General features: G+C 67.0%; 11 protein-coding genes. 2 read left to right on the top strand and 9 right to left on the bottom strand.

Going from position 1 to position 14104, the window contains the following annotated elements; genetic code table 11:
- Positions 1 to 193 precede the first annotated feature (193 nt).
- From ftsH to ybgC, 9 genes are all read right to left on the bottom strand, one after another.
- Positions 194 to 2131 carry an ATP-dependent zinc metalloprotease FtsH gene (ftsH, locus tag LH400_RS17715; RefSeq protein ID WP_229154284.1) on the bottom strand — a complete coding sequence of 646 codons (1938 nt, stop codon included), beginning with the start codon at positions 2129 to 2131 and terminating at the stop codon, positions 194 to 196.
- A gap of 149 nt (positions 2132 to 2280) precedes the next feature.
- Positions 2281 to 3576 carry a tRNA lysidine(34) synthetase TilS gene (gene tilS / locus LH400_RS17710; RefSeq protein ID WP_229154282.1) on the bottom strand — a complete coding sequence of 432 codons (1296 nt, stop codon included), beginning with the start codon at positions 3574 to 3576 and terminating at the stop codon, positions 2281 to 2283.
- Positions 3577 to 3638: 62 nt separating this feature from the next.
- Positions 3639 to 4595: a tol-pal system protein YbgF gene (gene ybgF, locus LH400_RS17705; protein ID WP_229154280.1), complete on the bottom strand. Its 957-nt coding sequence runs from the start codon at positions 4593 to 4595 to the stop codon at positions 3639 to 3641.
- 172 nt (positions 4596 to 4767) lie between these two features.
- The gene (gene pal, locus LH400_RS17700) at positions 4768 to 5304 is read right to left on the bottom strand and encodes a peptidoglycan-associated lipoprotein Pal (RefSeq protein ID WP_229154278.1); all 537 of its coding nucleotides are present in this window, start codon (positions 5302 to 5304) and stop codon (positions 4768 to 4770) included.
- Positions 5305 to 5545: 241 nt separating this feature from the next.
- Positions 5546 to 6856 carry a Tol-Pal system beta propeller repeat protein TolB gene (gene tolB / locus LH400_RS17695; protein WP_229154276.1) on the bottom strand — a complete coding sequence of 437 codons (1311 nt, stop codon included), beginning with the start codon at positions 6854 to 6856 and terminating at the stop codon, positions 5546 to 5548.
- 253 nt (positions 6857 to 7109) lie between these two features.
- A complete protein-coding gene (locus LH400_RS17690; RefSeq protein WP_229154274.1) occupies positions 7110 to 8222 on the bottom strand; it encodes a UCP034077 family protein in 1113 nt (370 codons plus the stop codon).
- 17 nt (positions 8223 to 8239) lie between these two features.
- Complete coding sequence (gene tolR / locus LH400_RS17685) at positions 8240 to 8680, bottom strand: protein TolR (RefSeq protein ID WP_370638425.1); 441 nt, start codon at positions 8678 to 8680, stop codon at positions 8240 to 8242.
- 39 nt (positions 8681 to 8719) lie between these two features.
- A complete protein-coding gene (gene tolQ / locus LH400_RS17680) occupies positions 8720 to 9442 on the bottom strand; it encodes a protein TolQ (RefSeq protein WP_229154271.1) in 723 nt (240 codons plus the stop codon).
- A 227-nt stretch (positions 9443 to 9669) separates the two neighbouring features.
- Entirely contained in the window at positions 9670 to 10125 is a 456-nt protein-coding gene (ybgC, locus tag LH400_RS17675) for a tol-pal system-associated acyl-CoA thioesterase (RefSeq protein WP_229154270.1), read from the bottom strand.
- A gap of 158 nt (positions 10126 to 10283) precedes the next feature.
- Here ybgC and LH400_RS17670 point away from each other — a divergent pair, with 158 nt between their 5' ends.
- Together LH400_RS17670 and LH400_RS17665 are read left to right on the top strand one after the other, a co-directional pair.
- Positions 10284 to 12473, top strand: a complete 2190-nt coding sequence (locus LH400_RS17670; RefSeq protein ID WP_370638413.1) for an esterase-like activity of phytase family protein — start codon at positions 10284 to 10286, stop codon at positions 12471 to 12473.
- 199 nt (positions 12474 to 12672) lie between these two features.
- Complete coding sequence (locus LH400_RS17665) at positions 12673 to 14094, top strand: DUF2254 domain-containing protein (RefSeq protein ID WP_229154269.1); 1422 nt, start codon at positions 12673 to 12675, stop codon at positions 14092 to 14094.
- Positions 14095 to 14104: the final 10 nt, after the last annotated feature.

Raw genomic sequence — 14104 nt, 5'->3', positions numbered from 1 at the left:
GGTTGCAGAGCGGCCCGCCGGTCACGGTACCAGCCCGATCTTGCCGATCGGTTCTTGCAAGTCAGCCCTCCTGCCGCAGCGGCCGGCATCAGGTCAAGAAAAAGGGGAGCGGCCCTGTCGAACCGCTCCCCTTTCGATGTCGTCTTGCGCGGATTGCGCGGTCGCCCGCTACCCGCGATGACCGGCGGCGCCGTCAGGTCGGCTGCGGCTCCAGGCCGTCGCCGGCCTCGCCGCCCCGCGCTCCGCTCGGCCGCGAGGCACCGGCCTTCGGCACGGCCGATCCGCGCGAGGGCGGCGTGTCGTCGCCCATGTCGCGGGCGAGCGGCTTGCCGGCCAGGAGATCGCGCACCTCGTCGCCCGACAGCGTCTCGAATTCCAGCAGCGCCTTCGCCAGCATATGCAGCTCGTCGATGTGGTCGTTGAGGATCTTGCGCGCCTTGTTCTCGGCGGTCTCGATGATCTCGCGGACCTCCGAGTCGATCAGCCGGGCGGTGTCCTCCGACATGTTCTGCTGCTGCGAGACGGAATGGCCGAGGAAGACCTCGTCCTGATTCTGCTTGTAGCGAAGCCGGCCGAGCTTATCGCTCATGCCGTATTCCATGACCATCGCGCGGGCCATGTTGGTGGCCTGCTGGATATCGTTGGAGGCGCCGGTGGTGACGTTCTCCGGGCCGTAGATGATCTCCTCGGCCGCGCGGCCGCCGAAGATCATGGCGAGGCGCGCCTCCATCTCGTTCTTGCGCATTCCATAGCGATCGCGCTCCGGCAGGTTCATCGTCACACCGAGCGCGCGGCCACGCGGGATGATGGTGACCTTGTGGAGCGGGTCGTTGAACGGCTCGTGGATGCCGACGAGAGCATGGCCGGCCTCGTGATAGGCGGTCAGCTTCTTCTCTTCCTCGGTCATGGCCATCGACCGGCGCTCCGCGCCCATCATGACCTTGTCCTTGGCGTCCTCGAACTCGAGCATGGTGACGAGCCGCTTGGAGCGCCGCGCCGCCATCAGCGCCGCCTCGTTCACGAGGTTGGCGAGGTCGGCGCCGGAGAAGCCCGGCGTTCCGCGCGCGATCACCTTGAGGTCGACGTTCGGGGCCAGCGGCACGTTGCGGACATGAACCTTGAGGATCTTCTCGCGGCCGGTGACGTCCGGGTTCGGCACGACCACCTGCCGGTCGAAGCGGCCGGGACGCAGCAGCGCCGGGTCGAGAACATCAGGCCGGTTGGTCGCGGCGATGAGGATGATCCCCTCATTGGCCTCGAAGCCGTCCATCTCCACGAGAAGCTGGTTCAGCGTCTGCTCGCGCTCGTCATTGCCGCCGCCGAGGCCGGCGCCACGATGGCGCCCGACGGCGTCGATCTCGTCGATGAAGATGATGCAGGGCGAGTTCTTCTTGGCCTGCTCGAACATGTCGCGCACGCGGCTTGCGCCGACGCCGACGAACATCTCGACGAAGTCCGATCCCGAAATCGTGAAGAAGGGCACATTCGCCTCGCCCGCGACCGAACGAGCGAGCAGCGTCTTACCGGTCCCCGGAGGGCCGACGAGGAGCACGCCGCGCGGGATCTTGCCGCCGAGCCGCTGGAACTTCTGCGGCTCGCGCAGGAACTCCACGATCTCTTCCAGATCCTCCTTGGCCTCGTCGACGCCGGCGACGTCCTGGAAGGTCACGCGCCCATGCGCCTCGGTCAGGAGCTTCGCCTTGGACTTGCCGAACCCCATGGCCTTGCCGCCCGCGCCGCCCTGCATCTGGCGCATCAGGAAGATCCAGACGGCAAGGATCAGGAGGATCGGTCCGAAGGACAGGAGCATCGACCAGATCGGATTGGTGTTGTCGCCCGGCGGGTTGGCGCTGATCTGGACGTTCTTCGATTCGAGCCGCGAGACGAGCTGGGCGTCTTCCGGCGCATAGGTCTGGAAGGGCGAGGCGCCGTCGGAGTACTTGCCCGTGATTCGCTGGCCCTGGATCGTCACCGACTGCACCCGGCCGCTGTCGACGTCCGACAGGAACTGCGAATAGGGAACTTCGCGCGCGCCGGCGGTCTGCGAACCATTGGAGAACAGCTGGAAGAGCGCGATCAGGAGCAGCGCGATGATCGCCCACAGGGCAAAGTTACGGAAATTCTGGTTCATCACTCTTCCTGGAATAGGCGCCAAGGCAGCTCGGCGATGCCTGCCGAAGATAGGTGTTGGGCACTGTCTTGCCAACATCCTCGGGCGGATTTGCGGCAAAATGGCGAGGGGCGGTTACCAAGCACTGTCCGCATGACGGCAATGCTGCGTCATCTCGGAAGATCGCGCCGCAGCCGCCACTCGGCGAGGGAACGGAGCGAAAGCGTCTCGGCGGCTTCGGGTGCCTTGCGGGTCAGGCTCCGCGGCACCGCCAATAGCCGCCCGGCCGACAGGAGTACGGGCAGCGTGCGCTCGCGCCGGTTGCCCCGGCCGAGCGAGCCGAATGCGACGAGCCGGGCGTCCGACCCGCGCCAGCGATCGACATCGATCTCAAAGCGGCCATCGAAGAGCAGCGGGGTCACATCATCCGCGACCTCTTGCCCGGCAATCCCGCACCGCCCGAACTCGCGGCAGAATTCGGCTGTGTCGTCCGCCGCGACGATCGCTCCGCCGAGGGTCGCGGAGACCGCCGCTTCGATACCCCTCAGCCGGGAGAGGATGCGCTCCACGCCCGCCGCCTCCGGCCAATGCGATGCGCCGGAGACCGCGGCCAGCGCCCGGCGCACCAGGTGGAAGGCGAGATCGCCGCCAAGTTCCACCAGCGCAGTCCGCTTAAGCCGGATCGTTCCGTCCTCACGGCATTCAAGGATACGGTGTGCGGCGAACTCCGACAGCACCGCCGCAAGCTGCGTCTCCAGCCGCGCGCGCGCTTCCGCCGCCTCGCCCGCCGCCTGACGTACCGCCTCGCGGTCGATCGTTCCCGCCTCGAACCCGGACCGCACCCGCACCCGCTCATAGGCCGGATCGCGATTGGTCGGATCGTCCGCCGCCGCAAGCCCGCATGCCGCGACGCTTGCCTTCAGCCGGGCGCCGGGAATGTCCAGGAAGGGACGCGCGAGCACGATGCCCCGCGTCATCTCCCGGACGAGGCGCATCGCGGCGAGCCCGGTCGGACCGCCGCCGCGCCGAGCCCGCATCACATGCGTCTCTAGCTGGTCGTCCTCGTGATGCGCGGTGAGGACCAGGCCGGCATTGCAGCGGCGGGCGAAGGTCTGGAGTAGATCGTAGCGCGCGAGACGCGCCTCCTCCGGCAAATTGCCGGCAGGTGCGGGAGCGGCCCAGACGAGGGTTCGATGCGGAAGATCGAAATCGCGGCAGAGATTCGCCACGAAGGCCGCCTCCGCCGCGGACTGCGGCCGCAGGCGGTGGTCGACGGTCGCGACATAAAAGCGGATCGGGGGCCGGCCGCTGCGCTCGGCCTTTCGCCAGGCCTGTGCCGCAAGAAGCAGCGCCAGCGAATCAGGGCCGCCGGAAACCGCGAGCACGGCCGCTTCGAGCGAGGCTCCACGGAGAGAAGCGGCGGAAAAGACTGCGGCGAGGCGCTTGCACATTTCGAACGGAGACAAGGGCGCCGCGTCCGGCCCGGCGTCCGGTACTTGCAAGATTGGTTCGAGGGGCCGCCCTGCGGTCAGCAGTTCGCCGCCTTCTCCTCGCTGGCAAGCTTGCGCTTCACATTGGCGCTCATCGCGGGATAGCGGCGGGCGACCTCCTTATAGGTCACGCAGGCGGTCTCGCGGTTCTTCAGCTTGGCAAGGGACATGCCGAGCTTCAGCATCATCTCCGGGGCCTTGCTGGCGTCCGGATGGTCCTTCTGGGCATCGAGAAAGACTTCCGCTGCGTCGGCGAACTTCTGCTGCTGGTAGAGGCTCTCCCCCAGCCAGTATTCAGCATCCGGCGCATCGGAGGCACTCGGATAGGTCTGGGCATACTGCCGGAAGGCCTGCTCGGCCTGCGAATAGTCGCCGGCGAGGAGATAGTTGTAGGCGAGATCGTACATCTCCCCGGCGCCGCGCGGCGAGATCGCCGCGACGGTGCTGGAATCGGCCGCCGGCTCGGAGGGCGCGGCACCGTCCCCGCCGAGCCCGCTCTGCAGGAGGTTGCCGATATTGTCGCCGGAGCCCTCGCCCGCCACGGAAGGCGCGCCGGAGGCGGACGTCGAGGCGGTTTCGGTCGGCGTACTGGACCCGGTGGATGGAGCGGGCGCCGCCTCGCCGCGCCGCTCGGTCTTCGACGCATTCGACGCCTTGCCGCCCTCCAGATCCTGGAAGCGGAACTCGGTGTCCTCGCGGAACTTGCGCAGGTCTTCCTGCGTCTGCAGCAGCTGGAAGTTGAGATCCTCGACCCGCCCGGTCAGCTGGCGGATCTCCTCCTCCAGCTGGTTGATCCGCAGGAGCTCGTTGCCGGAGGCCTGTGCCATCCGGACGGGTGCCGTGTCGCGCTGCGGCTCGGCCTGCAGCGTCGGCGAAACGGCCTGCGTATTCCCACCGAAGATGCCCGGCAGGTCGAATGCCGAGGCGCTGCCTGCGCCGGCAAGAACGGCGGTCATCGCAATTGCGGCGACCCGGATCAGAGATCCCTTGATCATGATGCGGCTATTCCCCTCGATCGAAACGCGGGAACGCCGCGGGCCCGTATGGTGCACCGCGCACGTCCATCGTCGTCAGGGCGTTAGCATGAAACCGCCGAGTTCGGCCAAAGTTTGGCGCTGCCGCATGCGACCGGCGACGGAGTACCGCCGCCGGGTTAGGTGTCCGAGATCAACTGCCGGCGCCGTTGAGCACGGTGACGGCGCGCCGGTTCTGCGACCAGCAGGAGATGTCGTCGCAAACCGCGACCGGACGCTCCTTGCCGTAGGAGATCGTGCGCATGCGGTTGCTCGGGACGCCGAGCTGGGTGAGATAGTCGCGCGTGGCCGCAGCACGGCGGGCGCCGAGCGCGAGGTTGTATTCGCGCGTGCCGCGCTCGTCGGCATGGCCCTCGACCGTGATCGAGTACTGCGGGTAGCGGTTCAGCCACTGCGCCTGGCGCTGCAGCGTCTGCTGCGCGTCCGCACGGATCGACGAGGAGTCCGTGTCGAAGAAGATGCGGTCGCCGACATTGACGGTGAAGTCCTGGGTCGAGCCCGGCGTCGCAGCCCCGGCGCCGTTGAGCCCGTTGGCGCCGTTGAGGCCGAGGCCGGCGGCGTTGTCGGGCAACATGTCCTTCTTGCTCGCACAGCCGGCGACGAGAAGGCTCGCGGCCAAGGCGAATGCGATGCGGCTGTTTACCCCGTATCCGTATGCGATCCGGCGCATGGCCAGCTCCCTCAAATCCGATGGATTTCCGTTACCCGACACTTACCATCCGGGAGCTTAACACCCGGTAAAGCCGAGGAATTTCCAAACAATCCGAGCGACTTGCGGTCGCCGGACCGGTTTTGCGACGGGCCGCTCGCCGGCCCGTCCGACGCCCCGACCTGATGCAGCACCGCAACAGTCATCCGCTTTTATGCAGCGAAGCTTGTGCCGGGCTGGGCCGAAGGCGCCGCACATCATCCTATTCCAGCGAGGGCGACCAGGCGGGGTCGGACGCAAAGCCCGGCGTCGCCACCTGCTGTTCGTTGTAGCCGGTCAGATCGATCGAGAAGAGATGCGGGCCCCCGCCCCCCTTCTGGTCGCGGAAGAACATCAGCACCCGGCCGTTCGGCGCCCAGGTCGGGCCTTCGTTGTGGAAGCCCGACGTCAGGATCCGCTCGCCCGAGCCGTCGGGCCGCATCACGCCGATCTGGAACTGGCCGCCGGTCTGCTTGGTGAAGGCGATGAGGTCGCCGCGCGGCGACCAGACCGGCGTCGAATAGGCGCCGTCGCCGAAGGAGATGCGCTGCTGGTTCGAGCCGTCGGCGTTCATCACGTAGAGCTGCTGGCGCCCGCCCCGGTCGGATTCGAAGACGATGCGCTGGCCGTCGGGCGAGTAGGAAGGCGACGTGTCGATGGCGCTCGTCGCCGTCAGCCGCGTCGTCGCCCGCGAGCGAAGGTCCATGGCGTAGATGTTGGCGTTGCCGTTCTGCTGAAGGCTCATGATCACCTTCTGGCCGTCCGGCGAGAAGCGCGGCGAGAAGGTCATGCCCGGAAAATTGCCGACGATCTCCCGCTGGCCCGTCTCCAGCTGCAGGAGATAGACCCGCGGCTCGCCATTGCCGAAGGACATGTAGGTGACCTCCTGCCGGTTCGGCGAGAAGCGCGGGGTGAGCACCAGATCGCGGCCGTCGGTGAGGTAGCGCACATTGGCACCGTCCTGGTCCATGATCGCCAGCCGCTTGACCCGGTTCGCCTTGTCGCCGCTTTCCGAGACGAAGACGATCCGGGTGTCGAAATAGCCCTTCTCGCCGGTCAGCCGCTCATAGATCGCGTCTGCGATGATGTGGGCGACACGCCGCCAGTTCTCCGGATTGGTGTAGAACTGCTGGCCGTCGAGCTGCTGGCCGGCGAAGGTGTCCCACAGCCGGAATTCCACGCGCAGCCGCCCGTCCGCCTCCGGCGAGACGCGGCCCACCACGAGCGCCTGGGCGTTGATCACGGTCCAGTCGGTGAAGGTCGGGCTGACATCCGTCGTCAGCCCCTTCTGAATGAAGGCGGAGGGGTCGATCGGCGCGAACAGGCCGGAGCGCTTGAGATCCGCGGAGATCACGTCGGAGATCTGCTTGCCGAGACCATCCTGCGACTGGAACGGGCTGATCGCAATCGGCAGCGGCTGGACATTGCCCTGGGTGATGTCGATCTCGACGCGCGCGGCCGCCGGTCCGGCCAAAAGCAGCGCTGAGGCCAGCACCAGGGTCCAGGCAAAAAGCTTCGTGATGATGGTCTGCATTCCCGGACCTTCCGTTCATGTCGAAAGGCGCGCGGCCGCGGCCGTTGCACCCCCTCCAGAGAATTTTCTTTGCGGCGTCCCGTCCCTGCCGCCCCGGTGCCGGGGGCTGCAAGCCCCCCGCCTCGCCGTCCCCGCCCCGTCTATCGCTGTCCGGCCACGGTCGTAACCCGCAATCAGGATTTTGTATGGCGGCGGAACGGGCGGGCGGACGAATGCCGGCATCGCCTTGTGCCTTTCGGCTCCTCCGAGCCGGTCAGAACATCTGGCTCGGATCGAAGTTGAGCACGACCTCCGACCAGGTGTCGTATTTGTCGGCGGGCAGGTTGTACGGCGCGCAGCGGCGAACCGCGCGCAGAGCCGCCTCGCCGGCGATCCTCTGCTGCATCGAGCCGTTGCCGCCGTCGACGATCACCGGCCGCCCCTCCAGCTGGCCGGAGGGATCGAGATGCATCTCGATCGACACCCGCAGCGAGCCGGCCTCCAAAGCGCCGGCCGGCGGCGACCAGCATTTGGAGATCTGGCCGCGCAGCGCATCCATTTCGCTCTGGGAGAGCTTCGCCCCGGTCTTGCGGTCGAGCCCCAGCGAAGCCTGTTCCTCGGACCGCCGAGCGCCGCCGCCGGACGACTTCTCCTTGTTGAGGAGAGCGGCGATCCTGTCGGCGTCGAACTCCTTGGTCTCCGGCGCCTTCACCTCTTCCCGCGCTTTGTCCTTGGCCGGCTTCGGACGCTCGGCCACCGCGGTCTTGGTCTCCTTGGGCGGCTCCGGCTTCTGCTTTTCCGCCTCGGTCTTCTGCGGCTGCGGCGGGCGCGGCTTGTCGCTCGGGATCGGGACGTTGTCGGGCAGAGGCGCCGGGGCGGGCTCCGCTGCGGCCTCGGCGATCGCCTGTTCGACCGGATCGGCCTCGGCCGGCTTCTCCGGCGCGGACTCGGCCTCGGGTGGCGCCGGCTCGGCAGGCGGCGTCTCCGCTACCTTCGGCTCGGGCGGCGGGGGCGGCGGGGTCGGCTCCGGGACCGTATCTGGCGCAGGAGGCGTGGCGGCTTCCTTCGGCGCGGCCGCCTGTTCGGTCGGCTTGGGCCGCTCCTGCGGCGTCGGCGGCGTCGGCAGATCGGTCTCGTTGTCGCCGATGTTCTCGGCCGGCATCGGCAGCTTCTGCGGCGTCTTGGTCGGGGCCGGCGCCGGCTTGTCGGTCTTCGGCGCGTCCTTCTCGCCGACAAGGGACTGCGACAGCGATTCCAGCGGCACCAGCTCGACCGGCAGCGATTCGGCGTTGGCGACCTGCAGCGGCTCGGGAGCCGACAGCGTCCACAGCCCCCAGGTGAGGAGGCTGGCATGCAGGATCGAGGAAACGACGACGCCGGTCTTCATGGGTCAGGCAGCGGGGCTCAGGCGTTCACGTCTTGATCGGTGACGAGACCGATATTCTTGAAACCGGCCGCCGAGATGCGGGCCATGACCTTCATGACCGTGCCGTAGTCGGCCGCCTTGTCGCCCTTGACGAAGATGCGCTCCTCATAGCCCGCCTTGGCGATCGCCTGCAGCTTGGGGACGACCTCATCCATCGGGACCTCGGTCTCGTTCAGAAAGACCTCGCCCGCCGACTTGATCGAGATGGTGATCGGCTGCGTGTCGGAGTTCAGCGCCTTCGCCTGGGTCTTGGGGAGCTGGATCGGCACACCCACCGTCAGCATCGGCGCGGCGACCATGAAGATGATCAGGAGAACGAGCATCACGTCGACCATCGGCGTGACGTTGATCTCGCTCATCGGACGACGCCGGGTGCGACCGCGCCGCGAGCGATGCGATCCTCCGGTAGCGGTGCCCATACCCATCGTAACGTCCTTTCGGCCGAGGCTCTGCGGCCCTCAGCGCTGCTGCTGCGCGAGCTTCTCGTCGATCTGTCGCGACAGGATCGCGGAGAACTCGTCCGCGAAGGCTTCGAGCCGCATGCCGAGCTTGCCCGCGTCCGACGACAGCTTGTTGTAGGCGACGACCGCGGGAATGGCGGCGACGAGGCCGATGGCCGTCGCCAGAAGCGCTTCGGCGATGCCCGGAGCGACGACGGCGAGGCTGGTCTGTTGCGAGCCGGCGATCGCCTGGAAGGAGGTCATGATGCCGATGACGGTCCCGAACAGGCCGATGAAGGGCGCCGCCGAACCGATCGTGGCGAGGAAGCCGAGGCGCGATTCCAGACCGTCCATCTCGCGTGCCAGGGTGACGTCCATCGCCTTGTCGATCCGTGTCTGCAGGCCGAGCGGCGAGCGGGCGCCCTTCTCGAAGGACTTCTTCCACTCGCGCATCGCCGCCACGAACAGCGCCCCCATGCCGGAGGTCCGGCGATCGGACAGGGTGTGGTAGAGTTCCTCCAGCGACTGGCCGGACCAGAAATGGCTCTCGAACTTGTTCAGTTGCCGGCGGAAGCTGCCGTAGCGCATGGTCTTGTCGATGATGATCGCCCAGGTCCAGACCGAGGCTCCGAGGAGCCCGATCATCACCAGCTTGACGATAAATCCGGCCTGCCAGAACAGGTCCCAGATTGACACGGAGCCGGCGGCAGCCAGCGTCCCCTGAACGATGTTTCCGTCCATTCCCCTCGACCTTCGAATACGAAAAACGGTACCCCGGCGACCCGCAGCACCCTAGCGCCATCGCCTTTTCGCCTCGGCCGATGTCCCGCCGCCGGAACCTCGGGATGCCGATGCGCCCCCCTCATGCCATCTCACAGGGGAATCAGGTGAAAGAATGGCGCAATTCGTCTCAAATCCTTTCGGCTGGACAATGAATTGCCAGGGTTAAGCCCCGGTTAATTCACTCTCTAGCCGCCCGCCTCTGCGTCCGGCGGCGCCAGCCCGCTCATCACGCCCTGCGGCATGCGCATCGGCTTGCCCTCAGGCGAGATGACCGCGACTTTCACCGCGGCTGTGACCAGCGTCTCGTCTGCGCGGCGGATCGTCTGGTCGAGCAGGATGCGCGCGCCCCCCACGAGGCGCGAGCGGGTCTCGACGGTGACGATGTCATCGATCCGCGCCGGCCGCAGGAAGTCGATCTCCATGTGCCTCACGGCAAAGGCCATCGGCGAGCCGAACGCTCCCTCCATCAGGGCGCGGTGGTCGAAGCCCTTCAGGCGGAGGAAGTCCGACCGGCCCCGCTCGAGAAAGTGCAGATAGCGGGCATGATAGACGACGCCGGAGAAGTCGGTGTCCTCGAAATATATTCTGACGTCGAGTTCGTGACCGGCCGCAGTCAACCGGCCGCTGATCGTCTCGCTCATCGATTCCTCGTTTGTCGTGAAGACCTTGGCTGAAAGATCCTGGCCGGCCCGCCCAGATGCGCGCGAAAGGCGGCGCGGGCCGATGACCCTGGATGTCATGGCGTTGTTACATGACCCTGCTGATAGGGCGGACATTACAAATCGGATAGGAATCGCCCGTGACCAGCCCCCTCCGCCTGTCTCTCGCCGCCCTTCTCGCATCGAGCGCGCTCGCAGCACCTGCCGCGGCTCTGGCCGATCCCGTCTTCAACCGCGTCGCCTCCTTCCCGGTCGCATCCAACCTGCCGGCCGACAAGGCGCCGGAGACCGAGACCTCGGCCGAGATCATCACCGTCAGCCTGGACGGCAACACGCTGATCTATTCCGACAGCCCGGCCGGCGGCATCGGCATGGTGGACATCACCGATCCCGCGAACCCGAAGCCCGCCGGCTTCATTGCGATGAGCGGCGAGCCGACCTCGGTCGCCGTTGCCGGCCCCGATGTCCTGATCGGCGTCAACACATCCGAGAATTATAAGACCCCGTCGGGCCGCCTCGCGGTGGTCGATGTCGCGGCGAAGAAGGAGACGGCCTCCTGCGACGTCGGCGGCCAGCCGGATTCGGTCGCCGTCTCCAAGGACGGCAAGTATGTCGCGATCGCCATCGAGAACGAGCGCGACGAAGATCTCGACGACGGCAAGATCCCGCAGATGCCGGCCGGCTACGTGACCATCTTCGACCTTGCGGACGGCGCGCCGGACTGCGCGACCCGCAAGGACGTCGACGTGACAGGCCTCGCCGAGATCGCGCCGGAGGACCCGGAGCCCGAATTCGTCGACTTCAACGCGGCCGGCGAGATCGTCGTCTCGATGCAGGAGAACAATCACGTCGCCATCATCGACGCGGCGACCGGCAAGGTCGTCAACCACTTTTCCGCCGGCGCGGTCGACCTCAATGGCATCGACGCGAAGGATGACGGCAGGCTCGAATTCGCCGGCAGCCAGGACGCCCGCAAGCGCGAGCCCGACGCCGTGCAGTGGGTCGCCGACGACCGCTTCCTGTCCGCCAACGAGGGCGACTATCAGGGCGGAACGCGCTCCTTCACCCTGTGGAACAAGGATGGCAGCGTCGCCTACGAATCCGGTCCCGCCTTCGAATACGAATTGATCCGCGCCGGCCACTATCCCGACAAGCGCTCCGACGCCAAGGGCATCGAGCCGGAGGGCCTCGAGGTCGCCACCTTCGACGGCACGACCTACGCCTTCGTCCTGTCCGAGCGCGGCTCGGCGGTCGGCGTCTACAAAATCGGCGAGGGCGATCCCGAATTCGTCCAGCTGCTCCCCTCGGGCATCAGCCCGGAAGGCGCGGTGGCGATCCCCGCGCGAGGCCTTCTGGCGACCGCCAACGAGACCGATCTCGGCGAGGACGGCGCGGCCCGCAGCCATGTCATGATCTACAGCCTCGGCGAGGGCGAGCCGACCTATCCGATGATCCGGTCGCAGGACCAGGACGGCATACCGCTCGGCTGGGGCGCCCTCTCCGGCCTCGCCGCCGACAAGGACGATGCCGGCAAGCTCTATGCGGTGAGCGATTCCTTCTACAAGAACCAGCCGCGGATCTTCGTCATCGACGCCTCGGCGAAGCCGGCGAAGATCACCGGTGCCATGACCGTCACCCGTGATGGAAAGCCGGCCGAAAAGCTGGACCTCGAAGGGATCACCTCCGATGGCGAAGGCGGCTTCTGGCTGGCGAGCGAAGGCAATCCGGAAAAGGACATCCCGCACCAGATCCTGCATGTCGACGGCAAGGGCGCCATCACCGAGACCGTGCCCATGCCGGAAGAGTTGACCGCGCAGTCGACGAGATTCGGAGCCGAGGGCATCACCATGGCCGGCGATACGCTCTGGATCGCCATCCAGCGCGAGTGGAAGGACGATCCGAAGGGAACGGTCAAGCTCCTCGCCTACAAGCCCGGCTCCAAGGAATGGAGCGCGGTGCGCTATCCGCTGGACAAGGCCGACAAGGGCTGGGTCGGCCTGTCGGAGGTGACCGCACGGGACGGCAATCTCTACATCATCGAGCGCGACAATCAGATCGGCGAGGCGGCCAGGGAGAAGAAGCTCTTCAAAGTGTCCCTCGACGGCGTGACCCCAGCCCCGCTCGGCGGCGAGCTTCCGGTAGTGACGAAGGAAGAGGTCCACGACTTCATGCCGGACCTTAGGGCGACCGGCGGCTATGTCGTCGACAAGATCGAAGGCTTCACCATCGCCGCCGACGGCACCGGCTATGCCGTCACCGACAATGACGGCGTCGACGATTCCTCCGGCGAGACCCTGTTCTTCAAGGTCGATCTCGGCTCGTCGATGTAGGCACCGGCGCTCGCCGCGACGCCTTTCACGTCGATCGCGAAACATCCCGCGGGCCGGATCGCCGGCCCGCGTCCTTTTCGGGCCTCCCGCAGCCGCCCCAGCACCGTCGCAGAGTCTTCGGGAGCGGCCCGCGCCCTGTCAGTTGCGCACCGGTCCCATAGATGCACGTCTCCTGTGAGACCGTCTTCCAAGGGATTCGATGCGCGCCCTGTTCCTGCAATATTACGAGCGCATCAGCGCCAGCTACTGGTTCTTGCCCTCGGTCATGGCGGTTCTGGCGGCGGCCCTTGCCTTCCTGCTGATCGAGATCGACGTGAACGTCGAGCCGGACTGGCTGGGCGTCGGGCCGTTCCTCTATGCCACCCAGCCGGACGGGGCGCGAGCGATCCTGTCGGCCATCGGCGGGTCGATGATCGGCGTTGCCGGCACGGTGTTCTCGGTCACCATGGCCGCGGTGGTCTTCGCCTCCGGCAGCTTCGGGCCGCGGCTCCTCACCAATTTCATGAACGACCGCGGCAACCAGATCACCCTCGGCGTCTTCGTCGCCACCTTCGTCTACTGCATGCTCGTCCTGCGCAGCGTGCGCGATGGCGGCGACGAGGACGTGTTCGGCGCGATGTTCGTTCCCAACATCGCGATCTTCGGCGCGATCATCCTCGCCATCTTCTCGATCGGCGTGCTCATCTACTTCATCCACCACGTGCCCTCGAACATCCACATCTCGAACGTGATCGCCGGTATCGGGACCTCCCTCAACGATCGCATCGCGCACGCCTTTCCCGAGGGACCGGAGCGGTCGAAGGAGGAGATGGAATCGGTTCTGTGGCAGGTTCCCCCCTGCTTTCGTGACGGCGCCGAAGCGGAACGGGGGGCCGATCCCCTGCCCTATGCCGAGATCGGCTCCGACCGCGCCGGCTATCTGCAGATCGTGGACAGCGAATCGCTGATCAACGGCGCCAGGAAGAGCGACGTCGTGGTGCGCCTCACCTGCCGGCCCGGCATGTTCGTCCATCCCGGCCGGATCGTCTTCCAGGCCTGGCCCGCGGAGCGGGCGAGCGACGACACGCGGTCGGATCTTCTGTCCTCGCTTGCCGCCGGCAACAGCCGCAGCCCGCGCCAGGACATCAATTTCCTTTTCGACGAGCTGGTCGAAATCGCGGGACGTGCCCTGTCGCCGGGCGTCAACGACCCCTATACCGCGATCACCGCGATGGACTGGCTGACTTCGGCCGTGGCCAATCTCGCCGGCCGCGAGCCGCCGAGCCGGTTCCTCTGCGACGAGGACGGCCGGCTCCGCGCCATCGTCATGACCGCAAACTTTGCCCAATATCTGGAAATCGCCTTCGGCCATCTCCGCCAGTATGCCGCCTCCGATATGATTGCGGGCGAGCACTATCTCAACTGCCTGACGGTCCTGATCCCCGCCTGCCGCAGTGTCGATCAGCGCCAGGCGCTGCGCTTCCAGCGCGACGCCTTCCTCGGCCTCGCCCGCCAGGCTCTGAGCGGCGCCGCGCTGGCGAGCGTCGAGACCGCGTCCGAGAAATTCGAGGGCACGATCGCCGATCCCGGGCATCGCCTGCCGGCGCCTGCAGTCCGAGATCGCGAGCGCGCGACCGGCTGACGGATCTGTC

Source organism: Jiella soli (genome assembly GCF_020615385.1).
Taxonomy (GTDB): Bacteria; Pseudomonadota; Alphaproteobacteria; order Rhizobiales; family Rhizobiaceae; genus VKMB-3413.
This window is presented reverse-complemented; position numbering and strand designations above follow the sequence as displayed.

What these genes read in the sequence shown, in the direction of transcription:
- ybgF (WP_229154280.1), bottom strand. Translation starts at nt 4,595, where the DNA reads ATGATCAAGGGATCTCTGATCCGGGTCGCCGCAATTGCGATGACCGCC.
- tolR (WP_370638425.1), bottom strand. Translation starts at nt 8,680, where the DNA reads ATGGGCACCGCTACCGGAGGATCGCATCGCTCGCGGCGCGGTCGCACC.
- pal (WP_229154278.1), bottom strand. Translation starts at nt 5,304, where the DNA reads ATGCGCCGGATCGCATACGGATACGGGGTAAACAGCCGCATCGCATTC.
- ybgC (WP_229154270.1), bottom strand. Translation starts at nt 10,125, where the DNA reads ATGAGCGAGACGATCAGCGGCCGGTTGACTGCGGCCGGTCACGAACTC.
- tolQ (WP_229154271.1), bottom strand. Translation starts at nt 9,442, where the DNA reads ATGGACGGAAACATCGTTCAGGGGACGCTGGCTGCCGCCGGCTCCGTG.
- tolB (WP_229154276.1), bottom strand. Translation starts at nt 6,856, where the DNA reads ATGCAGACCATCATCACGAAGCTTTTTGCCTGGACCCTGGTGCTGGCC.
- ftsH (WP_229154284.1), bottom strand. Translation starts at nt 2,131, where the DNA reads ATGAACCAGAATTTCCGTAACTTTGCCCTGTGGGCGATCATCGCGCTG.
- LH400_RS17665 (WP_229154269.1), top strand. Translation starts at nt 12,673, where the DNA reads ATGCGCGCCCTGTTCCTGCAATATTACGAGCGCATCAGCGCCAGCTAC.
- LH400_RS17690 (WP_229154274.1), bottom strand. Translation starts at nt 8,222, where the DNA reads ATGAAGACCGGCGTCGTCGTTTCCTCGATCCTGCATGCCAGCCTCCTC.